This is a genomic window from Candidatus Ponderosibacter sp. Uisw_141_02, assembly GCF_048087665.1.
In the GTDB taxonomy this organism is placed as follows: Bacteria; Pseudomonadota; Alphaproteobacteria; order Puniceispirillales; family Puniceispirillaceae; genus UBA3439.
This window is the reverse complement of the sequence record NZ_CP159807.1, coordinates 163,766-186,238: the sequence shown is the minus strand read 5'-3', so window position 1 is coordinate 186,238 and position 22,473 is coordinate 163,766. Positions and strand designations below refer to the sequence as shown.

The window sequence follows — 22,473 nt, the reverse complement described above, 5'->3', positions numbered from 1 at the left end:
CGCGCTATGGATTGATCAGTGCCGCTGGTCCGTCATGCCAGACCTCATCGAGATTATGCCCCTCGCCCCGACGGTCAATCACCAGAAAATCTTGCAAAGGTTGCAAAACCAGCAAAGGGTGATGCCAAACCCCGCGATCATAGCTGACCCCCTGCACGCCACTGGCGCGAAAACAGGCCAGCGTCGAAAAATCAGGGGCGTCACCTGCCACATTGCCATGTGCCACCACAACCAGCCAATCATGCTGGCTTAACGGCATAAAGGCTTGCGAGCCAAGCGGGTGGCGTTCAAGAAGATGAATTTCAATTGGGTTGGGACGGCGCATACCGCGAAACATCGATATGATGGGCGTGCCTCCACCCGAGGCCACATCAACGCCCGCCATGGCATCAAACCGTATGGTCGTTCCCTGATTGATACCAATCTCAGTTGCGCCATCGGTTTCAATAACCGTTCCAAAGGGCGCAAAGCTGGCTTTGGTAAGCGATTGAATATCGAGTTGTTTTAGGTCTGATGACGTCATGATTGATCGGCCTCGAACGGGTGGTTTGCGATCCAGTGATTTGCAATATCGATGCGCCGCGTAACCCATACCTTGTCATGCGCCATGACATGATCAAGAAATTTAACCAATCCGGCAAACCGCGCTGGCCGCCCGATCAGACGACAATGCAGGCCAATCGACAGCATCTTTGGTGCCGCCGCGCCTTCAGCATAAAGAACATCAAAGGCGTCAATCAGATATTGGGCAAATTGATCACCGGTATGAAATCCCTGCGCGGTGGCAAAGCGCATATCATTTGTATCCAGCGTATAAGGAACAATCAAATGCGGCGTTTTCACCTGCGCCGACCAGAATGGCAAATCATCCGAATAATCATCGGCGTCATAAACAAACCCGCCGTCTTCGGCGACAAGATTGCGCGTGTTTTCGGATGTTCGCCCCGTATACCAACCAAGCGGGCGGGTGCCACAAATACCGGTTAGAATCGAAATCGCCTTTTGCATATGGTCGCGTTCTTCATCAATTGGCATGCCATGATAATTGATCCAGCGATAGCCATGCGCCGCGATTTCATGCCCATCGGCAAGCGCAGTTTCAATAACCATTGGGTGACGTGCCGCCGCCATGGCAACAGCAAAAACCGTCAGCGGTAACTGCCGTTGACGAAACAGATCCAGAATACGCCAGACACCCGCCCGCGACCCATATTCATAGATTGATTCCATTGACATATGACGCGCCCCATCAAATGCGGCTGCACCAATGATTTCCGATAAAAACACCTCAGACGCCGGATCGCCGTGAAGAACACAATTTTCGCCGCCTTCTTCGTAATTCAACACGAATTGAACCGCGACCCGCGCGCCATTCGGCCATGCCGCCTGTGGCGGTGTGGCACCATATCCAGATAAATCTCTTGGATAATCCGTCATTTCGAAACACTCACTATCATGTCAAAACCATCAATTCAGAAAATTATGGCAAAAAATCACGACCGATTGCCGTCAACCAAACCCTTATTGACCATATCACGCCATGCCGCCAGCATCGCCCGTTCTTCATCTTCAACCCAAATCACCTGCCCTGGCGGCATCGCATGTGACGCCGACACTTGCCAGAAAATTTCATTCGCATGAAGGATCACCTGACGTTCAGTTTCAAGATGAATGCCCTTTGGCGCAAAGGCAAGGCCGTCCCAAATCGGCTTGCTAGCATGGCAGCTGGCACAACGTTCAATCACCAGCTCTACCGATGCCTGATGAAGCACAGCAGGCGAGGCATGCGCGCTCTGATCATATTTCACCTGCGGCGCACCAAGCTGTGACAGCATGATCGCAAAGCCGGTTAAAATCGCCGCGACAAGCCATGTCCAATATGGTGGGGCAAGCCCCTTATGTTTGGTGTTAAAGAAATGCCGGATCACCGCACCAATCAGCAACACAAGCCCCAGAATTGCCCATGCATAATCAGTGGCAAACACCATTGGATAATGGCCGCCAATCATAACAAAAATCACCGGCAGTGTCAGGTAATTATTATGCAGCGAACGTTGCTTGCCACGCGCGCCATAACGCGGATCAGGTGTCTCACCCGCCTTCAGCGCAACAACAACTTTGCTTTGTCCGGGGATGATAATCATCAACACATTGGCAACCATAATCGTGCCAATGGTAACCCCCATTTGCATAAAAGCACCACGCGCCGAGAAAATCTGGCTATAGCCATAGGCAAGTACGACAAGAAAGATAAAGCCGGCCAAGGCCAGCATTAGATCACTTCGGCCAAGTGGGCTGCGGCACAGGCCATCATAAATGGCCCAGCCTATCACGATACCGCCAAGGCTGATCATCACCGCCTGCATTTCGGTAATATCCAAAATATCAAGATCGATCATGTAAAGGCTTGCCGCGCCGTAATAGACAAGGCTCATCAAGGCAATGCCGGAAATCCATGTTCCATAAGCTTCCCATTTAAACCATGTAAGCTCTTCAGGCATTTTGGCGGGTGCCACCAGATATTTCACCATGTTGTAAAAGCCGCCGCCATGCACTTGCCATGCTTGGCCATGTGCCTCGTCCGGCAGTTCCTTTCCCGGTTTCAAACTTAGATCAAGCGCAATGAAATAAAATGACGATCCGATCCATGCGATACCGGCAATGACATGCACCCATCGCACAATCAATTCTGACCAAATCCAAAGATAGTCGGTCATTACCCCCCCCTTTTTTTTCGGCTGACAGCATGGCAATCACGACTTGATCAAGCCCCATTTCCACGCTACCCGGCATCATCTCTCAATTGCTGCCAAATGGCAAGATCAGCCGCGATTGACAAAGCCACATGCGCTGGGCTTTTGCCGTTGATTTCACTGATGCCAATTGGACTAATCAATCGATCCAGCATCGCTGGCGACACTCCTGCTGCGGCCAGTCTTTTGGCAAATCGCGCCCGTTTGCTTTTTGACCCAATCAACCCAAGATAGGCAAAATCACCGCGCATCAAAAGCTGTAGGCAAATCGCCTCATCAAGGCTATGTGAATGGGTCATGACCAAATGAACCGCCCCTTGTGGGGCGCGAAGCGCAATTTTTTCAGGCGCCTTAGCAAGCAGTTTTTGCATATTATCACCAAGATCATCGGCAAATCTGGCAGCCTCAATATCAACCAGAAAAATATCGAACCCAAGCCCGTCAAGCCTTGGGATAAGCGCACGGCTAACATGACCCGCGCCATAGATAAAAAGCGGCATCTGCCGCGGCATAACAGGTGCCATAAACACGGCATCATCAAGAGCTGACTGCGCCGATTGCAGCGTCAAAGGCAAGCCGGATTCAAGCGGGTGAGCCAACATTTGATCATGATGATCTTCTTGCGCAAACGCGGCCAGAGCACCAGCCTGTTTGGCGGTAAATTTTTCCAGCAATAACGACATCTGCCCACCGCAACATTGTCCCATATCAGGCCCAAGAATAACGGTCATATGCTGACGCTGCCAATCATCATCATCACTAGCCAGCATCTTGCGGGCGCGCGCCATCACATCAAATTCTAATGCGCCGCCGCCAATCGTTTGCCAAATACCAGCCTTTGTGACCAGCATGTGCGAGCCATGATCGCGCGGTGATGATCCCTTGGTCGCGGTGACCGTGACAAGCACAATATCCTGCCCATCATCAAGACTAGCCAAGGCGTTGGCAAGCCAACTATTTGCATGCATTCCCATCGGCAACATATCAGACAAAATTTGCCCCCAGCCGGTTTGCCGTCAATAACAGCCGTTCAGCCGTTGCGGGTGCATCAAGCGCCGGATAGGCAGCGCCTTTTATGCCGGCAAGCGCATCTGACAGAGCAAGCCAACTGCTAATCCCAAGCATCAGCGGCGGCTCGCCAACAGCCTTTGACTTATGGATCGTATCTTCGCTATTTTCGCCATCAGCGTAAAAGGCAACCCGCCATTCAATTGGCCGGTCCGAACAGGTCGGAATCTTATAGGTTGATGGCGCATGGGTTTGAAGACGTCCTGCCGCATCCCAAACCAATTCTTCGGTTGTCAGCCAGCCAACGCCCTGCAAAAAACCGCCTTCAATCTGACCCATATCAATTGCTGGATTGATCGATTTTCCAACATCATGCAACAGATCAGCGCGAAGCAGACGATTTTCACCGGTCAGCAAATCGACAATCACTTCCGACACGGCCGCACCATAGGCAAAATAATAAAAGGGGCGACCATGCATTCGGTCTTTGTCCCAGCTTAATTTCGGCGTGGCATAAAAACCGGTTGCCGACAAGGAGACACGCCCAAGATAGGCACGTTTTACCGCATCAGCAAATGCCATGCTGTCGGCGCCAATATGCACCTGACCATTGGCAAAAACCACCTCGGCCTGATCGGTTTGATATTCATCTGCTAGAAAGGCAGCAATCCGGCCTTTGATGGTTTGTGCTGCCCGCATCGCCGCCATACCATTGAGGTCAGTTCCTGACGATGCCGCTGTTGCCGATGTATTTGGCACTTTGCCAGTTGTTGTTGCAGTGATTTTGACGAGGTCAATGTCAATCTGAAATTCATGCGCGACAATTTGTGCAATCTTTGTGTAAAGCCCCTGTCCCATTTCGGTGCCGCCATGATTGAGGTGAACCGATCCGTCATTATAGACATGGATCAATGATCCGGCCTGATTCAAAAATGTTGTATTAAATGAAATGCCAAATTTCACTGGTGTCAGGGCAATGCCGCGTTTGACATATTGATTGGCAGCGTTGAAGGCGGCAATTTCCGCACGGCGCGACAAATAATCAGATGTTTTGACAAGTTCATCAACGATTGGCTGGATAACGCAATCTTCGACCGTTTGCCCATAGGGTGTAATGCCAAATTTACCCGCCCTTTTATCCGGATAGAAATTTTTTCGCCGCACTTGTAATGGATCAAGCCCAAGATAATGCGCCACCTCATCCATCACCCGTTCAATGCCAAGCATGCCCTGCGGCCCACCAAAACCACGAAACGCCGTATTGGATTGGGTATGGGTCAAACAGCAGTAATTGGTGATTTTCATATGCGGAATATCATAGGCATTATCGGCATGACACATGGCCCGCGCCGCAATACCAGCCGATAAATCCCACGACATGCCACAGCGCAACGCCTGTTCAAATTCAACCGCAAGGACACGGCCATCATCATCAAAGCCGACATGGTAATCAATCCGGCAATCATGGCGTTTGCCGGTCAACATGAAATCATCATCACGATCATAAATTGTCTTCGCTGGATGACCGGTTAAATAGGCGGCAAGCGCCGCTGTCATCGCAGGTAGATTACCCTGACTTTCCTTGCCGCCAAACGCCCCGCCCATGCGTCGCGTTTCAACCGTTACCGCATGATTGGCAAGCCCCAGCATTTCAGCTGTTTTATGTTGAATTTCGCTTGGATGCTGGGTTGAGCTAAATAGCTGTATTTCTCCATCTTCGCCCGGAATGGCCAATGCCGCCTGTCCTTCAAGATAGAAATGCTCTTGCCCACCAGCGCAAACACGGCCGCGCAATGCGTGCGGTGCCGTGGCAAGGGCGCTTTGTGTGTCGCCTTTAATCATCTCGCTTGGGCTGGTAAGCCATGACTTGGCTTGCATCGCCGCATCAATTGTTAAAATGGCTGGTAAGGGCTCATATTCAATGACCGCAAGCCCGATTGCCGCACGGGCTGCCGCCATATCAACCGCCGCAATTGCAAATAGTGATTGTCCAACATAACAAACTTCATCAACAGCAAAAACAGGATCATCATGTATCGCTGGCCCGCAATCATTCACCCCAGGAATATCAGCCGCCGTCATGACCGCAACGATACCCGGGGCTGCGGCAACAGCCGATAAATCCATGCGATTGATTTTAGCATGGGCGTGCGAACTTTGCCCGATCAGCACGGTCAAACAATTTGCCGGCGTTGCCATATCGTCAACATAAACAGCACGACCCGATACATGTTTTACCGCACTATCATGATGTTTCGATTGGCGGATATCGCCATCAAGGCCAGATGATGTCATGACCAGCCCTCCAGCCCCACTGCAAGATCGGCACCGGCAAGCCTCATCTGCCGCGATGAAATTAACTCTAACCCATATTTGATAAGCAAATTCTGCGATGTTAAAAGCCGATATTCAGCCGAACCACGCATATCGGAAAGGGGGGTGAAATCATCCATCAAAGCCGCAGCTGCAGCTTTGAAATGCGCCATATCAAGCGGTTTTCCGGCAAGTTTTGCTTCGGCAAGATTTGCCCGTTTTGGAATGCCAGCCATGCCACCAAAGGCCAAACAAATATCCGTGATAACGCCATCATCAAGATGCAGATTAGCCGCCAGCATCACTGCCGAAATATCCTGATCAAACCTTTTGGATATTTTATAGCATCGCAAATGCGGTGCTGGCCCCTGAGGTACCAGAATCGCCGACAGAAATTCGCCGCTTTGCCGATCTTGCTTACCATAATCCAAAAAGAAATTTTCCAGATCAAGAATACGAGTCTTGCTGGCTTTGGTCAGCTCGATTTTGCTAGCAAGCGCCATTAGCACTGGCGGTAAATCGCCAATCGGTGACGCATTAGCAACATTACCACAAACCGTACCACTGCTGCGAACCTGAAGCGCACCAAAGCGGCGCAGCAATTCAGCGCATTCGGGCAAATCATCGGCATTGTGATGCAGAAATTGCTGATGCGTTACCGCTGGCCTGATCCGCATAAAATCGCTGTGAGTTTCAATTTGGTCAAAACCAGCAACCCGCCCTGTCCAGATAAACGTACCAAGTTTGCGATGCTGTTTTGTCACCCAAAGCCCAACATCGGTTGCGCCGCCAACAATGGTTGCATCCGCCTCTTTGGCATAGATTTCTGCAAAGCTGGCACTGGTGGCAGGAGCAATAAATCGCGTGGCCCCATCGCCGAGACAGATATCGTCTTGTTGGTCTTTTGCCGACGATAGCGCCACCAGCATCGCCGCATCATTTACCATATCCGTTTTGGCCAGATCGCCGTCCCTGCCATGATCAAGCATGCTGGCAGCATCAATAATCGGGCGATAGCCCGTGCAGCGGCATAAATTGCCGGCAAGGGTCGTATCCACGTCATTTGCTGATAGTCCGCGGCCATTTTGCCAAGCGGCATAAAGCGACATCACAAATCCTGGCGTGCAAAATCCACATTGTGACGCATCGGTGGCAACCATCGCGCTTTGCACCGGATGTAATTTGCCATCAGGGCTGGCCAGCCCTTCAACCGTGCGAATGGCGCTTCCATCAATCATGCCAAGAAATAAAATACAGCTATTTACGGGCCGATATTCCAGCCGTCCCATCGCGTCAGGCCGTGCCACCGTCACAGTACAGGCACCACAATCACCCTCGGCACAGCCTTGTTTGGTGCCGCGAAGATGCGGTTGTCCACGCAACCATTCAAGCAATGTCAAATCGCCGGCAACATCACTGACATGTTGTGTCTTACCATTCAGTAAAAAGCGGATTTCACTACGCATAGCGCCCCCGCATTTAGCTGCCCCGATAAGTCGAATAGCCGTAAGCAGACAAAAGTAACGGAACGTGATACTGCTGCGTTGGATCATTGATGCCAAAATTAATCACAACATCATCAAGAAACGGAATTTCGGGCAGGTCATCACCGCTTCGGCGCAGATATGCCGCCACTTTGAACAGCAATTGATACCGTCCTTTTTGCAATGCATCACCATCCAGCAACGGCGCATCGCAGCGACCATCATCATTGGTTTTGGTGGTTTTCATCAGCACTGGCTCATCGCCATCAAGGCGAAACAGATCAATCGACAGATCCGATGCCGGACTGCCGCGGGCTGTATCTAGAACATGTGTTGTTAATCGGCCCATAAGCCATTACCCCCTTTTGCATAAACCGCCCGAAAAGGAACTTCTAACGATGGCAGTTATGCATTGTTATTGCAAATCAAATTGGACATTTAAAGGAATCCTGTCAATATGGTTTGGTGCCGGTTTTAACCGGCTTTGACACAGTTTGAACCGGATAATTATGACGATCAAACCTGCACCGCATCACTTATCACGCGCCAATTTTATCGCGGCCTATGGCGGTATTTACGAACATTCGCCATGGGTGGCCGAAAGGCTGTTTGACGCTGGCCTTAGCGCGCATGATGCCAATCCGGCGAATCTGGCAAGACGCATGGCCAAAATTGTGGATGCCGCCGGATATGATAAACAGATGGCTCTTTTATGTGCCCATCCGGAACTTGCTGGAAAGCTGGCCATTGCTGGATCATTAACGGCCGAGTCAACTGCAGAACAGGCCAGCGCCAAACTTGACCAATGCAACGCTGAAGAATTTGCCGCCTTTCAAGATTTGAACGACCGTTATGGCAAAAAATTCGGCCATCCCTTTATCATCGCTGTTCGCGGTCTTGATCGCGCCACCATTTTAGCGGCCTTTGGCAAACGCGTTGCGCATTCGGCCAAAACCGAATTTACCACCGCGCTTGGCGAAGTGCATAAGATTGCGCGGCTTCGGCTAGAACAATTATCGGCCGAATAACCACATCGCCGCCAGCAGATATGATTTTTCCCGCAAAAAAGCCTTGCCATAAAGACAGGGCCTTCAATCTAGAACCTATGTTTTGGGGTCTTTAACTTAGATCCTGCGACTTATTTGGTTTCGCTGCCTGAATGAAAGTTAAAGACAGCGCCGTCTTTAATCCCGCTTGGCCAGCGTGCTGTCACTGTTTTCAGCTTGGTATAGAAACGCACGCCTTCCATGCCATGGATCGAATGATCGCCAAACATAGAGGCTTTCCATCCGCCAAAGCTATGATAGGCGACCGGCACCGGAATTGGCACATTCACGCCAACCATGCCAACATTCACATTATTGGCAAATTCACGCGCTGCATCACCATCACGGGTGAAAATCGCCGTTCCATTTCCATATTCATGCGTCATCACCAGATTGACCGCTTCTTCATAGGTTTTTGGCCGCAGAACCGACAGAACCGGCCCGAAAATTTCATCACGATAAACCGACATGTCCGCAGTAACACGGTCAAGAAGCGTGCCACCAACGAAAAAGCCGTCTTCATAGCCTTGCAATGACAAGCCACGACCATCAACAACCACCTCAGCACCATCAGCCTCGCCCTGATTGATATAGTTGGTCACCCGCTCTTTTGATTCGCGCGTGATCAAAGGCCCCATTTCGACACCAGGTTCGTCATATTGGCCAATTTTCAAAGCGCGTACCTTTGGGGCTAAGGCTGAAACAAACTGGTCGGCAGTATCGTCACCAACCGCTAGCACAGCCGATATCGCCATGCAACGTTCGCCAGCCGACCCGTAGGCCGCACCCATAGCCGCATCAACCGCCTGATCCATATCGGCATCAGGCATAATAATCATATGGTTTTTAGCACCGCAAAGTGCCTGAACACGTTTGCCATTTGCACACCCACGGCCATAGATATATTTTCCAATAGCGGTTGAACCAACAAAGCTAATTGCCGCCACATCAGGATTATCGAGAAGCGCATCGACCGCTTCCTTATCCCCATTGACCACATTCATACAACCATCAGGCAATCCAGCCTCGCTTAACAGTTGCGCTAGATAAAGCGGCGCAGCCGGGTCGCGTTCGGAAGGCTTTAAAATAAATGTATTACCGCAGGCAAGTGCCATTGGAAACATCCACATCGGTACCATCGCCGGAAAATTAAATGGCGTGATCCCCGCTACAACGCCAACCGGCTGGCGAAGCGAATAACTGTCAACAGCACCCGCGACCTGCGCAGAATATTCGCCTTTCAGCAAATGCGGAATACCGCAGGCAAATTCAACCACTTCAAGACCGCGCGACACCTCACCTTTGGCATCGTCTAACGTCTTGCCATGCTGGGTTGAAATCAGCTCGGCGATCCGGTCAAGATTTTTGATGATCAATTCGCGGAATTTGAACATGACTTGGGCGCGTTTTGCCGGCGGTGTATTGGCCCAACCGGGCAAGGCCGCCTTGGCGACAGCAACCGCCGCGTCAATTTCGGCAGCACTGGCCAACGGCACTGATGACGTAACCGCGCCTGTTGCTGGATTGTAGACATTCTGCGATCGGCCACTTGTACCCGCCGATGTTGCGCCTTTGATAAAATGCATATCCGTCATTGCTGCCTCGTTTAGCCCCTGCTTGCGCACATGGCTCTTTATTGATGTTTGTTTGAAAATATCCGCCCTAGACTAGCCCTTTTTTGCACAAAGGCAAGACAGGCCAACGCTGGTTTAGGCCGAATATCACCACCGATCGAGGATAAGGGATTTTTCGGTTTTTGAAAAACAAAGCTTGGCCTTGGCAAGATTGATTGTATAAGAAGTTATGGAGATTTGGGTATTATTTGCCGTCGCCGCTGCCGCAACACAGGCACTTCGTACGGCGGTACAACGACGCATGGTTGCGCCGCTTGGCAGCTATGGCGCCGCCTATATCCGGTTTTCCTATGCCTGTCCAATCGCATGGCTTTGTGTTTTTTCCTTTATCAGCATGACTGGCGCAAAGCTTGCCGGACTTCCATTTACTTTTTGGGCCTGGATCAGTATCGCCGCACTGGCGCAGGTTATTTTCACGATTCTTCTGGTTCAGCTTTTTAGCCATAGGTCTTTTGCTGCAGCCGTTGCCTTTTCAAAAACTGAAGTTTTGCAAACAGCAATTTTTGAGGCGCTGATTTTGGGCGTAGTTGTGACCGTCCAAACCGGTTTTGCCATTGCGCTTGGTGTGTTTGCAACGGTGATGCTGGCACTTGTCAAAACCAATTTATCGCTTGGCAATATCCGCCAAAGTATTATGAGCCGCCAGATGGCAATCGGCCTTGCGGCGGGTGCTTTCCTTGGATTTTGCACCGTTTCCTATGGCGCGGCGATGCAGGCGATGATTGGCGGCAGCCTGCTTAGCAATGCGATCTATGCCGCCGCGATCGGGGTAACGATTCAGGCAGTATGTTTTGGTGCCTATCTGTATGTCGCCAAACGCCGTGAATTTATCGCCAGCTTTGTCGAATGGCGCGGCGGGGCGATGGCTGGGGTTTGGGCTGCCATTTGCAGCATTTGCTGGTTTGCCGCTTTTTTGAACCATGAAGTTGCGCCGGTTCGCGCTGTAGGGCAGGTCGAACTGCTGTTCAGCATCGGCTTTTCGGTGCTTTATTTCAAAGAACGTGTCAGCCGCCTAGAGCTTGCGGCAATGGCGCTTTTGGCGCTGTCAATTGTCATGGTGTTGCTGGATTAGAACAATTTTCACCATCGGCAGAAACTGCGCTCCGCTGTCCCGCCTTCCTGATTGACAAGCCTTTCGCGCAACCTTAATAATGTTGTTCGTTTTCGCCCGCCCGTACGGGCTTAACCCTGCAAGGCCACCGCGGCCACACCCCCATTCACCAACTTTGAGAGTGCTGTTCTCGTGGAAAAATTCCTGTCATCTATCGGTATTTCTGACGTTCAAACCATTGTTCACAACCCGTCATATGATCAGCTTTATGAAGACGAGCTTCAGCCCGGACTTGAAGGCTTTGCCCGCGGCTATCTAACGGAACTTGGTGCCGTTAATGTGTTAACTGGCGAATATACTGGCCGATCACCAAAAGATAAATTTATCGTCATGGATGACACCACCCGCGACAGCTATTGGTGGAATGGGAATGGCACCAAAAATGACAACAAACCCATTGATAACGCCGTCTGGAATGACCTGAAAGCACTTGCTGCCAAACAGCTAAGCGGTAAAAAACTGTATATTGTTGACGGATTTTGCGGTGCCAATAAAGACACCTGCATGAAAGTTCGTTTTGTTATGGAAGTGGCATGGCAGGCGCATTTTGTGAAAAACATGTTTATCCGGCCAAGCGACGAAGAGCTTGCCGATTTTACCCCTGATTTCACCGTGGTAAATGCCTCAATGACAACCAATCCAGATTGGGAACGTCACGGCATGAATTCGCCAACCTTTGTTGCCTTTAACCTAACCGAGCGTATGCAACTTATTGGCGGCAGCTGGTATGGCGGCGAAATGAAAAAAGGGCTTTTCTCGGTGATGAATTACCTTTTGCCGCAAAAGGGCATTGCCTCAATGCATTGTTCGGCAAATTCTGGTGCGAATGGTGATGTTGCGCTTTTCTTTGGCTTGTCAGGAACCGGCAAAACCACCTTGTCGGCCTCGTCAAACCGCAGTCTGATTGGTGATGACGAACATGGCTGGGATGATGATGGCATTTTCAATTTCGAAGGTGGCTGTTACGCCAAGACAAGTGATCTAAGCGAGGCCAGCGAGCCGGAAATCTATCGGGCAATCCGCCGCGATGCGCTGTTGGAAAATGTGATGGTAGATGCTGATGGCAAAATCGATTTCAGCGATACCAGCCTGACCCTTAACACCCGCGTTTCCTATCCAATCTATCACATTGACAATATTGTTCGTCCGGTCTCTAAGGCTGGCCATGCCAAGCATGTGCTGTTTTTGACCGCCGATGCTTTTGGCGTTTTACCACCTGTTTCGATTCTTGACGATGCCGCAACGCAATATCATTTCCTGTCTGGTTTCACCGCTAAAATGGCCGGAATGGAACGCGGCATGACCGAACATCAGCCAACCTTTTCGGCCTGTTTTGGCGCGGCCTTCCTAACGCTTCACCCAACCAAATATGCCGAAGTATTGAACAAACGCATGCATGATGCAGGTGCCAAAGCCTATTTGATCAATACGGGCTGGAACGGTCAGGGAAAGCGCATCTCGCTTGCCAACACGCGGGCCTTGATCAATGCCATTTTTGATGGTGAATTAGATGATGCTGAGACCGAAACTTTGCCAATCTTCAATCTGCAAATGCCAAAAGCCTTGGCCGGACTGGACAGTTCGGTTCTGGATCCACGTTCAAGCTATGAAGACCCGGCTGAATGGGAAAAGCGCGCCCGCCATCTAGGTGGTTTATTTGTCGATAATTTCGAAAAATTCACCGACACCGATGCTGGAAAGGCACTTGTTGCCGCAGGGCCGCAGATCGACTAATCCAGCGCAAATAAAATCCCAAAACAAAAGACGCTGGCCTGAAACCAGCGTCTTTTTTATGCGTTATCCAACGGCAGAAGCGCGCCGCTATAAAAAGCTGTTAATCGTTTCGATCAGGGCTGCATTGATTTGCCGCGGCCCTTTGTTAAGCCGGTTTTTATGACGTCTTGCACCTGGCATACGAACACCATCAATGGCAGTCATTTTCTGCATAAAGCCCTCAACATGATCCCGCCAGCCATCTCCAGCAACAACCGATGGCGATAGACCGATGATCATTTCACCACCGCGTGGCGGGCCACCGTCCTTATTGTCGGTTTCGCGGGCTTCAAAACTGAACTGCTCGCCTGTCATGCCTGCGGCAAGCAGTTCAACCATAAGCGCAATCGCCGATCCTTTATAGCCGCCAAATGGCAATAGAACGCCTTTGGCAATCGCTGCCGGATCGGTGGTGAGCTGGCCATTTTCATCAAGCCCTGTTCCAAGCGGTACTTCACGGCCATCACGGGCGGCAATCTGCACATCGCCCATCGCCATTGACGCTGTTGCCATATCATAGACAACCGGATCATGGCCCGGACGCGGCCATGCAAATGACAATGGATTGGTGCCAAATAATGCTTCTTTCGATCCAGCTGGTGCCACCGCCGGCATATAGGCCGTACAAGCAATACCAACTAGGCCGCGATCGGCCAGATATTCGGTTTCCGGCCAAAGTGCCGCAAAATGATGAACCCCAACAAGCGATAAAGCACCAATGCCAATTTGGTTTGTCGCCTCAACAAGAACAGGCAGTCCAACCGATTGTGCCAATGGCGCAAAACAGCCATGGCCATCAACCTGAATGACCGCAGGGGTGATATGTTTGATTGTTGGTTTGGCTTTGCCATCAACCTTGCCACTGCGAAGCGCTTTGACATAGCCAGGAACACGAAACAATCCATGCGAATGTGACCCGTCGCGTTCGGCACGGCTGATGATATCAGCCAGCGCTTCGGCATTTGCCACATCACATCCATTTGCCAGCATGACCTCTTTAGCAAGGTCATAAATGGCATCAAGGCCCAGTTCTTGCGTACTCACTTGTATCTTGGTCCTTCATCACCACGGTCCGGACGTGCCATCGCAGCAATGGCATTAGCCAAGCTGATCTTGCCAATCGTCTTGCCATCATCACCAACTACAGCACCACTGTCCTTGCCAGCATTCACCAACTGTTGCAACGCATCTTCAAGCGGCGTTTTAATGCCCATTTTCGGCCCGCTTGCCCGATCAGCTTTTTCCATGATCGACCGCACTTCAAGAACGCGCCCCCGATTAATATCTTTGATAAAGTCAGAGATATAATCATCGGCAGGTTTCATGATGATCGATTGTGGATCACCCTGCTGGATCACCTCACCATCACGAAGAATCGAAATTTCATCGCCAATCCGCAAGGCTTCATCAAGATCATGCGTGATAAAGACAATCGTTTTATGCAATTCTTCTTGAAGATCGAGAAGGATGTTCTGCATATCGGTTCGGATCAATGGATCAAGCGCCGAAAAGGCTTCGTCCATCAGCAGGATTTCCGCATCGGTTGCCAGCGCACGGGCAAGGCCGACACGCTGTTGCATTCCACCAGATAGCTGCGCTGGGAAATGCTGTTCAAAACCAGCAAGACCAACACGGTCAATCCAGCGCTGGCTTCGTTCGGTTGCTTCACCCTCACTAATGCCCTGAATGCTAAGGCCATACGCCACATTCTGCGACACTGTTCGATGCGGCAAAAGTCCAAAACGCTGAAACACCATTGATGCTTTATGACGCCGGAAGTCACGCAACTCCTCGATCGACATTGCCAACACATCGTCGCCATCGACAATGACTTCGCCTTCGGTTGGCTCGATCAGACGGTTAATATGCCGGATCAAGGTTGATTTCCCCGAACCTGACAATCCCATAATCACCTGAATCCGCTTCGACTTGATCTTGATATTAATATCGCGGAGGCCAAGAACATGACCATGCTTGTCAAGCAAATCTTGTTTGCTAAGACCAGCATGAACATGCTTCATTGCCGCTTCGGGATTGCTACCAAAAACTTTATACAGGTTCCGAATTTCAATTTTGGTATCAGTCATTGCTGTGTCCCTTGCGATAAGCCTGCAAACGCTGGCCATATTTCTGCGAAACACGGTCAAAGATAATGGCAATAGCAACAATGGCTAAGCCGTTCATCAAACCTAGCGCAAGATACTGGTTTGAAACCGCCTGCAAAACCGGCACTCCAAGTCCGCGAACACCAATCATTGATGCAATCACAACCATCGCAAGTGCCATCATAATTGTCTGGTTCACTCCAGCAAAAATATTCGGCAGAGCCAGCGGAATCTGAACACCCCAAAGACGTTGTTTATAGTTGGCTCCAAAAGCATCAGCTGCTTCGAGCACCTCTTCATCAACAAGCCGAATGCCAAGATTGGTCAGGCGCACAATTGGCGGGGCAGCATAAATACATACCGCAATCAGCCCAGGCACCTTGCCAATGCCCAAAAGCATCACAACAGGGATCAGATAAACAAAGCTTGGGATGGTCTGCATCACATCAAGAATAGGCGTGATAGTTGATTGAACACGGTTTGATTTGGCCATCCAGATACCAAGTGGAATTCCAAGCCCGATACAGATAAAGGTCGCCACCGAAATAATGGCAAGAGTGGCCATGGTGTTTTCCCACATGCCAAAATAGCCAATAATTATGAAACAAATAACTGACCCTAGAACCAGTTTCCAGCTTCGTGAGCCAAGCCAAGCCAGCGCAGCAATAACCGCCAGAATAACTGGCCAAGGCGAATTAATCAGAAGCTTTTCAAACCAGATCATAAAATGGAGCAATGGATCAAAAAAACTTTCAAGCTCGTCACCGTAAGCGCGCGAGAAACTGCGGAATCCAAAATCTACAGCCTTCTTGAAATCACGCAGGTCCTCTCGACCCAACTCTGGAAATTCGCTAAACAACTCCATAGATTTACCCTTCCCGTGGCGCGTTAATGCGCCTGCCAACATTTGCCAACGGGCGCATTTGAGTCGGTGTTATTTAGCCTTAGAGACCAGCTTTGATTTTCTTCGCGGCGTCTGAACTTACCCAATTCGTCCAGATGTTTTCATGCTTTGTCAAAAACTCAATAGCCGCATCTTCACCCGTGGCCTGTTGATCTGCCATGAATGAAAGTGTTGCATTCATGATCGGGCCTGGAAAGATTCTTTTTCCAAAGTAATCACTGACTTCTGAACCAGCACGCTTTTTGAAATCATCAGAAATGACTGTGTTAACCTCTGATTTGGTCCAAGCAGATGGTTTAGGATCGGAACAATCCTGCTCGGATTTAACGATACAGTTATCCCAGTTATCTTTTCCAGCAAACGGAATGCCAAAGTCCATCATATTCAAGCTATACTTGCCCACGATTGATGTAGGCGACCAGTAGTATCCAAACCAATTTTCTTTCCTGTCAGATGCTTTGGCAATTGATGCGTCAAGACCTGCTGCTGATCCCGGATCAACCAAACGCCAGCCCTTTTTTTCCATTTCAAAAGCGCGAAACAAATTTGCATTTGCCAACTGACAACCCCATCCTGACGGGCAAGTGTGGAAACCACCTTTTGATGGATCTTCAGGATGTGGGAACAAATCAGGGCGCTTTAATATGTCTTGAACTGTTTTCAGTTCTGGATGTTTTTCCATCGTGTGAGGAAGCAACCACCAGCCTTCACCAAGCCCAGTAATAGGATCGGAGACGGTGTGAAGACGACCTTCAGCTTTTGCTTTTTCAAGTGGGACAGCAACGGCATTAATCCACATTTCCCCGGCGACATCAGGCACGCCTTTCTCGTTCATTGAGGTGAACGTTGGCATAGTGTCACCTGGGACAATGTTCACGTCACAGCCGTATCCCTTGCTTAAAATGATTTTGTCAACATTGGCCAATAACTGTGCTGAAGCCCAGTTCATTTCAGCGATAGACACAGTGCCACACGCCGCCGAAGCCTGGCCTGAGACCCCTAAAATGGTTCCTGCAGCAACTGCCGACGCAATAAGTAATTTCTTCATCATAACCCCTCCCAAGGATTTTTGCATTTTTATTTCTACCAGATATGGAACTTTAAGCCACGCGTCCCAGTCTGTTCACAATGCGACATTTGTTAGATTAATAATAGTGTTTTTTCATTCAAATGTTGTTTGTCCTAAGCAAACCATCATCTTTTAATTTTTTATTTCCTAAGTTATTTTGTAACTCAAAGCCTGTAGTCAGGCTCTTCTTCATCCAAAATTCTGCGAATTGCGGCAAGATGTTGGTCAACTGTTTGATCCTGGGCTTCCCATTGTTTTGCAGTTTTCTCAGCAATTTCATTCGACAGGACAGACAGCTCTAACCCAGACCCTTTTGCAGTTAAATAAGTCCGACAAGCTCGCTCGTAATAATAGGCCAGATCGAAAGCTAAGGCTGGTGATTCGGCAACGGTCATGAAACCGTGATTGCCCATCATCACCATCCGTTTATTGCCAAGAATGGTTGATAACCTCTCAGCTTCATCATCCAGCCCCATGCCATCAAATCCAGAATCTACCGCAACACGGTTAAAGAATCGGCAACTCGTTTGATCTATCGGCAGCAAAGTCGGGTCTTTGAGTGCGCTAAGCGCAGTGGCATAATGCGAATGCAAATGCACAATACAACGCGCTTGCGGATTATTGCGATGCATTGCGCCATGAATCCACCATGCGGTTGGGTCAACCTTTTGCCCATAATCAGAAGGCGTTTTACCAGCATCGAGAAGCAGCAGATCACTTGCCCGCATTTTCGAAAAATGCACGCCATAAGGATTCATCAAAAACTGTTGGCCATCAGCCGATATGGCATAGGAAAAATGATTGGCAATGCCTTCATGCATCGATTCGTGTGCCGTCCAGCGAAAAATCGCCGCAAGATCACGGCGCGCTTCATCAGTATCAACAATGATTTCAGACATGATTACCCCCAATAGCCGCCACCAAACGGCATCAAAACCCGGCATCTAATCAAGCCTGACTGATTCACTGGCAAGATCAAATGCTTTTTTAAATTCTTTGAACTATGTTAGGCATCGATAGAAACAAAGTCATCCCTTGTGTCGATCGGTAAATTAGCTGACCAAAAAGGCGGAGGAATCGCGCATGCAAATCTGTCAGTCACTCATTGGCGGCAAGCCCGTAAAAAGCCATCTGCCAATCATCGAAAAGCGGTATCCGGCAACAGGCGAAGTGATTGCCCATATCGAACCGGCAAGTGATGCAATGCTGGATGAAGCAGTTGCGATTGCCAACCAAGCCCAGATTTCATGGGCCAAAACCGATGCATTTGACCGCGCCAAAATTCTGCATAAAGCTGCCAATCTGATGCGCGAGGCAAATGACGAATTAGCGCATCTTGAAGTGCGTGATGTTGGCAAGGTCTTTAGCGAAGCTGTCAGCGGCGATGTGCCATCAGGAACCGATGCGTTTGACTATTTTGCCGCCTGTATCACCGTACAAAATGGTGATTTCAACAAATGGGACAAGGCCATTGGCTATAGCGTGCGGGTGCCGCTTGGGGTTTGCGCTGGCATTGGCGCGTGGAATTATCCAATGCAGATTGCCTGCTGGAAATCAGCCCCAGCATTAGCCGCAGGCAATGCCTTCATTCTAAAGCCATCCGAAGAAACCCCCTTTGTTGCCCATAAGGTTGCCGAATTGCTGCAAGCCGCCGGCCTTCCTGACGGCTTGTTTCAAATCATTCATGGTGACCGTGACATTGGTGCTGCGTTATGCGCACATCCGGGCATTGCCAAAATATCGCTAACAGGCGGTGTTGAAACAGGGCGGTTGATCATGGCGCAATCAGCGCAATCACTCAAAAAGATCACGCTAGAGCTTGGCGGAAAATCGCCTTTGCTGGTGTTTGATGATTGCGATTTTGACCTTGCCGTTCAGACCGCGCTTGATGCGAATTTCTATACTGGTGGCGAGGTTTGCTCGAACGCCACACGGGTCTTTGTCCAGCGCAGCATTGCCGATGATTTCATCGCCGCCATGACCGCCCGCACCGAGGCCATGCGGGTTGGCGATCCAATGGCAAGCGATATCCAGATGGGGGCGCTGATCTCCAAGCGCCATCTTGCCAAGGTTCTCGATTACGTCAAAATTGGCGTGGCTGAAGGCGCAACAATCGCGACAGGCGGCAACGCGCTACAGCCACAAGGCTTTGAAAATGGCTATTTCATGCAGCCGACCATTTTGACCAATTGCCATGATGATATGCAGGTTGTTCGCGAAGAAATTTTTGGGCCGGTCATGTCGGTTCTGATCTTTGATGATGAGGATGAAGCCATCCGCCGCGCCAACAGCACCAATTTCGGTCTTGGCGCTGGGGTCATGACACAGGATCTGGCACGGGCGCACCGCGTTGCCGATGCGCTTGAATCCGGCAATGTCTGGGTGAATAGCTATAATCTATTGCCACCGGGCCTGCCATTTGGTGGGGCGAAACATTCCGGTTTTGGCCGTGAAAATAGCGCCTATACACTTGATGCCTATAGCGAAATCAAATCGGTTTATATTCAGCTGTAAAGCTTTTTGGACAATGACGGTATGATTTGCACCATCATGCAATCCGCTATGGCCAACCATAAGCCAGCCAAAATATTCAATGGCAAAATCAACGAGATATGTTTATGGTCTGCGAATTCGGAAATCATAGGGTTTAGGTAAGAAAAAATGCGATACGTTGTGACAGGTGGCTGCGGTTTTATCGGCGCTCACGTTGTTAATCTTTTACAGTCCAAGGGTAAAAAAGTTGCGATTGTCGATAAGATTACCAACCGGAAAACGATCGACAGCGCATTTCTGAACGAGGGCGCACAACATTTCTACATGGATATCAGCGACCCGCAACTGATGGAAAAGGCCTTATTGCCTGATGATGTGGTCATTCATCTTGCTGCCCAATCGCATGTTGATGTATCTTTCAAAAACCCTGTTTCAACAACCATTTCCAATGTTGTTGGCATTCATAGCCTGCTTGCCGCCTGCGTCAAAAAAGGTGTGAAAAAACTAATCGTCATGAGCACGGACGAGGTGTATGGGTCAACCGATGAGATTGTTGATGTTCGCCTGCTTGATCCGGCCAACCCCTATAGCGCATCCAAAGCCGCCGCCGACATGATTGTCAGCGCCTATCAAAAGATGCATCCCGAATTAACGATTACGACGCTGCGATCAAACAACATCGCTGGCCCGGGTCAGTTCATCAATAACATCATTCCCCGCTTTTCAGTTCTTGGGCTGCTTGACAGGAAATTCACCCTGCATGGCGATGGGTCCGTACGCCGGCGCTATCTATGGGTCAAGGATGCGGCGATGGCGATCTATCTTTTGGCGGAACATGCCACCAAAAGCCATATTTACCATATCGGCCATGAACAGTCATTTTCCAACCTGGAGATTGCCGAGACGATTGGTAGCTATCTAAAGCTAGAAGATTATATCTCATTTGAAAAAGACCGTCTGATCAATGACACGATCTATCCCGCTGATAGTCTGGATATGCTTCGTGATTTCGATTGGAAGCCAACGCGCGATCTTGACGATTTCCTGCCTGAAACAATTGAATGGTATCGAACGCATCTCGATCATTTTCGTGATCTGGTTTAATCGGTTCACGGCCAAGAAACTGCCGGTGGACAGGTTCGGTATCAGCGCCGGTGACGGGCACCCGATCGACCGCCAGGCCAAAATTAACCACCGTCAGGCCAAAAGCAAAGAATGGCGCAATCCATGAAAATTCTTCATATCATTGCTGGGGCAAAACAGGGCGGTGCCGAATCCTGTGCGGTTGATACGATCCGCGCACTTGCTGCCGCTGGCATTGAACAAATTGTGATTTGCCGCCCGCATCCAGCCTTTTTGAAATTGGTTGATGATTGCAATCTTGAGCATCATTTTTTGAGCTTTCACCCGATGTTGAAATGGGTTCAAAAGGCCAAAATCAACGCCATCATAAAGCGTGAAAAGCCCGATCTGGTGCATTCTTGGATGAATCGTGCTGCCAGCTTTACACCAAAACAAACCCAAATGCCGGTGCTTGGCTGGTTTGGCGGCTATTATGATTTGAAATATTACCAATCCTGCGATTTTCATATGGGCGTCACCAGGGATATTGTCGCGCATATCGCCGCTGCCACCAACCAGCCAGACAAGGCCTATGTTGGGCATGTCTTTGGCACTTTGGAACCAATGGGCGAGATTAAAAAATCGGACTACGGCATTTCCGAGGCGTCAAAAGTTGTTTTACTGCTGTCGCGAATGCACTGGAAAAAAGGTGTTGATCTTTTGATCGACGCGGCGGCAAAAATGGATAATGAGGTGGTTTTTCTGCTTGCTGGAGACGGGCCTGAAATCGACACATATAAAGCGCAAGCAAAGGCCCTAAATCTGGAAGATCGGGTCATTTTTGCCGGATGGTGTACCGACCGGCTGGGGCTTTTAGGCATTGCCGATGTGTGTGTTTTGCCATCGCGCTATGAACCTTTCGGGATTGTCATTGCCGAATCATGGTTTGCCAATGTCCCGCTTGTTGCCACCAAGGCCGCGGGTGCCAAACATTATGTCCATGATGGACAGGATGGCTTGCTTGTCGAAATTGATGATTGTGACGGGTTGGTAACAGCGCTTGACCGCGCACTGAATGACAAGCCCCTTCGCGCCGAGCTCGTCAAGGGCGGGCAGCAAACCTATGAAAAGCTGTTCAGCCGCGATTCAGTCATTGCGACCCTGATCGAGTCCTATAACAATATGATCAAACGATATGCCAAGGACAAAGCAGCCAGCACCGGCAAGCTAATTAATCTCGGGAAGCGGTAGCGCCGTTGTATATTTAATTTCTTCCATCGCAAATGAAGAGCTGACATCGGTTAGCTGCACATTGGCAATCAGCTTGCGATAAAAAGTGTCATAGGTCGCCATATCCGGAACCACAACCCGAAGCAAATAATCGACCTCGCCACTCATCCGGTAAAATTCGACAACTTCCGGCATATCAGCAACCATACTGGCAAAATCCTGCAACCATTCGGCATTATGCTGATCCGTCCGAACGGCAACAAATACCGACATGCCAACACCAATTTTCTGTGGGTCAAGCAAGGCAACGCGTTTGCGGATCAAACCAGTTTCTTCCATCCGTTGAATCCGGCGCCAGCAAGGCGTTACCGACAGCCCAACTTTGCGTGCGATATCGGCAACCGGCTGGGCGGCATTGACCTGTAATTGAGCAAGAATCTGTTTGTCTATCTGATCCATGGCATGTTCTGCTTTCATCTCCATGACAG

20 protein-coding genes are annotated in these 22,473 nt (G+C 49.8%); 6 read left to right on the top strand and 14 right to left on the bottom strand.

All coding sequences use genetic code 11. The features are described from left to right. Window positions 1–4: 4 nt before the first annotated feature. The 7 genes from ABXT40_RS00925 to uraH all read right to left on the bottom strand — a co-directional run bounded on the left by ABXT40_RS00925 (window position 5) and on the right by uraH (window position 7,907). A complete protein-coding gene (locus ABXT40_RS00925; RefSeq protein WP_443645972.1) occupies window positions 5–523 on the bottom strand; it encodes an ureidoglycolate lyase in 519 nt (172 codons plus the stop codon). After that, on the bottom strand, window positions 520–1,437 hold the full coding sequence (gene puuE / locus ABXT40_RS00920) for an allantoinase PuuE (RefSeq protein ID WP_443645971.1): 918 nt from the start codon (window positions 1,435–1,437) through the stop codon (window positions 520–522). The genes ABXT40_RS00925 and puuE overlap by 4 nt, the downstream gene beginning before the upstream one ends. Window positions 1,438–1,493: 56 nt before the next feature. Next, complete coding sequence (locus tag ABXT40_RS00915; protein ID WP_443645970.1) at window positions 1,494–2,717, bottom strand: urate hydroxylase PuuD; 1,224 nt, start codon at window positions 2,715–2,717, stop codon at window positions 1,494–1,496. A 65-nt stretch (window positions 2,718–2,782) separates the two neighbouring features. Next, window positions 2,783–3,736 (bottom strand): xanthine dehydrogenase accessory protein XdhC, encoded by a 954-nt coding sequence (xdhC, locus tag ABXT40_RS00910; RefSeq protein ID WP_443646937.1) that lies wholly within the window; start codon window positions 3,734–3,736, stop codon window positions 2,783–2,785. Window position 3,737: 1 nt separating this feature from the next. Further along, a complete protein-coding gene (gene xdhB, locus ABXT40_RS00905; protein WP_443645969.1) occupies window positions 3,738–6,056 on the bottom strand; it encodes a xanthine dehydrogenase molybdopterin binding subunit in 2,319 nt (772 codons plus the stop codon). Beyond that, window positions 6,053–7,540, bottom strand: a complete 1,488-nt coding sequence (gene xdhA, locus ABXT40_RS00900; protein ID WP_443645968.1) for a xanthine dehydrogenase small subunit — start codon at window positions 7,538–7,540, stop codon at window positions 6,053–6,055. Before xdhA ends, xdhB begins: the two co-directional genes overlap by 4 nt. A 13-nt stretch (window positions 7,541–7,553) precedes the next feature. Further along, window positions 7,554–7,907, bottom strand: coding sequence for a hydroxyisourate hydrolase (uraH, locus tag ABXT40_RS00895; protein WP_443645967.1), 354 nt, complete (start codon window positions 7,905–7,907; stop codon window positions 7,554–7,556). A gap of 160 nt (window positions 7,908–8,067) precedes the next feature. Between uraH and uraD the strand changes: the two genes are divergently transcribed. Next, the gene (uraD, locus tag ABXT40_RS00890; RefSeq protein ID WP_443645966.1) at window positions 8,068–8,586 is read left to right on the top strand and encodes a 2-oxo-4-hydroxy-4-carboxy-5-ureidoimidazoline decarboxylase; all 519 of its coding nucleotides are present in this window, start codon (window positions 8,068–8,070) and stop codon (window positions 8,584–8,586) included. 110 nt (window positions 8,587–8,696) lie between these two features. On the opposite strand, the gene ABXT40_RS00885 is transcribed toward uraD, so the two are convergent. Next, window positions 8,697–10,199: a CoA-acylating methylmalonate-semialdehyde dehydrogenase gene (locus ABXT40_RS00885; protein WP_443645965.1), complete on the bottom strand. Its 1,503-nt coding sequence runs from the start codon at window positions 10,197–10,199 to the stop codon at window positions 8,697–8,699. Between the two features lie 208 nt (window positions 10,200–10,407). On the opposite strand from ABXT40_RS00885, the gene ABXT40_RS00880 reads away from it, so the two are divergent. Both ABXT40_RS00880 and pckA read left to right on the top strand, forming a co-directional pair. Continuing rightward, window positions 10,408–11,310: a hypothetical protein gene (locus tag ABXT40_RS00880; RefSeq protein ID WP_443645964.1), complete on the top strand. Its 903-nt coding sequence runs from the start codon at window positions 10,408–10,410 to the stop codon at window positions 11,308–11,310. 171 nt (window positions 11,311–11,481) lie between these two features. Next, complete coding sequence (gene pckA / locus ABXT40_RS00875) at window positions 11,482–13,083, top strand: phosphoenolpyruvate carboxykinase (ATP) (protein WP_443645963.1); 1,602 nt, start codon at window positions 11,482–11,484, stop codon at window positions 13,081–13,083. Window positions 13,084–13,170: 87 nt separating this feature from the next. Here pckA and ABXT40_RS00870 read toward each other — a convergent pair whose 3' ends face one another. The 5 genes from ABXT40_RS00870 to ABXT40_RS00850 form a co-directional block, all read right to left on the bottom strand. After that, entirely contained in the window at window positions 13,171–14,166 is a 996-nt protein-coding gene (locus ABXT40_RS00870) for an Ldh family oxidoreductase (RefSeq protein WP_443645962.1), read from the bottom strand. Further along, window positions 14,163–15,209, bottom strand: coding sequence for a quaternary amine ABC transporter ATP-binding protein (locus ABXT40_RS00865; RefSeq protein ID WP_443645961.1), 1,047 nt, complete (start codon window positions 15,207–15,209; stop codon window positions 14,163–14,165). Before ABXT40_RS00865 ends, ABXT40_RS00870 begins: the two co-directional genes overlap by 4 nt. Beyond that, a complete protein-coding gene (locus ABXT40_RS00860) occupies window positions 15,202–16,092 on the bottom strand; it encodes an ABC transporter permease (protein ID WP_443645960.1) in 891 nt (296 codons plus the stop codon). Before ABXT40_RS00860 ends, ABXT40_RS00865 begins: the two co-directional genes overlap by 8 nt. A 79-nt stretch (window positions 16,093–16,171) precedes the next feature. Then, window positions 16,172–17,182, bottom strand: coding sequence for a glycine betaine ABC transporter substrate-binding protein (locus tag ABXT40_RS00855; RefSeq protein WP_443645959.1), 1,011 nt, complete (start codon window positions 17,180–17,182; stop codon window positions 16,172–16,174). Between the two features lie 182 nt (window positions 17,183–17,364). Further along, a complete protein-coding gene (locus ABXT40_RS00850; RefSeq protein WP_443645958.1) occupies window positions 17,365–18,099 on the bottom strand; it encodes a class II aldolase/adducin family protein in 735 nt (244 codons plus the stop codon). Between the two features lie 184 nt (window positions 18,100–18,283). Here ABXT40_RS00850 and betB point away from each other — a divergent pair, with 184 nt between their 5' ends. From betB to ABXT40_RS00835, 3 genes are all read left to right on the top strand, one after another. Then, window positions 18,284–19,714 carry a betaine-aldehyde dehydrogenase gene (betB, locus tag ABXT40_RS00845; RefSeq protein ID WP_443645957.1) on the top strand — a complete coding sequence of 477 codons (1,431 nt, stop codon included), beginning with the start codon at window positions 18,284–18,286 and terminating at the stop codon, window positions 19,712–19,714. Window positions 19,715–19,861: 147 nt separating this feature from the next. Beyond that, window positions 19,862–20,797, top strand: a complete 936-nt coding sequence (locus tag ABXT40_RS00840) for an NAD-dependent epimerase/dehydratase family protein (protein WP_443645956.1) — start codon at window positions 19,862–19,864, stop codon at window positions 20,795–20,797. 123 nt (window positions 20,798–20,920) lie between these two features. Next, the gene (locus ABXT40_RS00835) at window positions 20,921–22,006 is read left to right on the top strand and encodes a glycosyltransferase family 4 protein (protein WP_443645955.1); all 1,086 of its coding nucleotides are present in this window, start codon (window positions 20,921–20,923) and stop codon (window positions 22,004–22,006) included. On the opposite strand, the gene ABXT40_RS00830 is transcribed toward ABXT40_RS00835, so the two are convergent. Continuing rightward, a complete protein-coding gene (locus ABXT40_RS00830; RefSeq protein ID WP_443646936.1) occupies window positions 21,983–22,444 on the bottom strand; it encodes an Lrp/AsnC family transcriptional regulator in 462 nt (153 codons plus the stop codon). The two genes, ABXT40_RS00835 and ABXT40_RS00830, sit on opposite strands and share 24 nt — an antisense overlap. Between the last annotated feature and the right edge of the window lie 29 nt (window positions 22,445–22,473).

Excerpts from the sequence above, each read along its gene's own strand:
- ABXT40_RS00925 (WP_443645972.1), bottom strand. The coding sequence starts at position 523 with ATGACGTCATCAGACCTAAAACAACTCGATATTCAATCGCTTACCAAA.
- puuE (WP_443645971.1), bottom strand. The coding sequence starts at position 1,437 with ATGACGGATTATCCAAGAGATTTATCTGGATATGGTGCCACACCGCCA.
- ABXT40_RS00915 (WP_443645970.1), bottom strand. The coding sequence starts at position 2,717 with ATGACCGACTATCTTTGGATTTGGTCAGAATTGATTGTGCGATGGGTG.
- xdhC (WP_443646937.1), bottom strand. The coding sequence starts at position 3,736 with ATGTTGCCGATGGGAATGCATGCAAATAGTTGGCTTGCCAACGCCTTG.
- xdhB (WP_443645969.1), bottom strand. The coding sequence starts at position 6,056 with ATGACATCATCTGGCCTTGATGGCGATATCCGCCAATCGAAACATCAT.
- xdhA (WP_443645968.1), bottom strand. The coding sequence starts at position 7,540 with ATGCGTAGTGAAATCCGCTTTTTACTGAATGGTAAGACACAACATGTC.
- uraH (WP_443645967.1), bottom strand. The coding sequence starts at position 7,907 with ATGGGCCGATTAACAACACATGTTCTAGATACAGCCCGCGGCAGTCCG.
- uraD (WP_443645966.1), top strand. The coding sequence starts at position 8,068 with ATGACGATCAAACCTGCACCGCATCACTTATCACGCGCCAATTTTATC.
- ABXT40_RS00885 (WP_443645965.1), bottom strand. The coding sequence starts at position 10,199 with ATGACGGATATGCATTTTATCAAAGGCGCAACATCGGCGGGTACAAGT.
- ABXT40_RS00880 (WP_443645964.1), top strand. The coding sequence starts at position 10,408 with ATGGAGATTTGGGTATTATTTGCCGTCGCCGCTGCCGCAACACAGGCA.
- ABXT40_RS00865 (WP_443645961.1), bottom strand. The coding sequence starts at position 15,209 with ATGACTGATACCAAAATTGAAATTCGGAACCTGTATAAAGTTTTTGGT.
- ABXT40_RS00860 (WP_443645960.1), bottom strand. The coding sequence starts at position 16,092 with ATGGAGTTGTTTAGCGAATTTCCAGAGTTGGGTCGAGAGGACCTGCGT.
- ABXT40_RS00855 (WP_443645959.1), bottom strand. The coding sequence starts at position 17,182 with ATGATGAAGAAATTACTTATTGCGTCGGCAGTTGCTGCAGGAACCATT.
- ABXT40_RS00850 (WP_443645958.1), bottom strand. The coding sequence starts at position 18,099 with ATGTCTGAAATCATTGTTGATACTGATGAAGCGCGCCGTGATCTTGCG.
- betB (WP_443645957.1), top strand. The coding sequence starts at position 18,284 with ATGCAAATCTGTCAGTCACTCATTGGCGGCAAGCCCGTAAAAAGCCAT.
- ABXT40_RS00840 (WP_443645956.1), top strand. The coding sequence starts at position 19,862 with ATGCGATACGTTGTGACAGGTGGCTGCGGTTTTATCGGCGCTCACGTT.
- ABXT40_RS00835 (WP_443645955.1), top strand. The coding sequence starts at position 20,921 with ATGAAAATTCTTCATATCATTGCTGGGGCAAAACAGGGCGGTGCCGAA.
- ABXT40_RS00830 (WP_443646936.1), bottom strand. The coding sequence starts at position 22,444 with ATGGATCAGATAGACAAACAGATTCTTGCTCAATTACAGGTCAATGCC.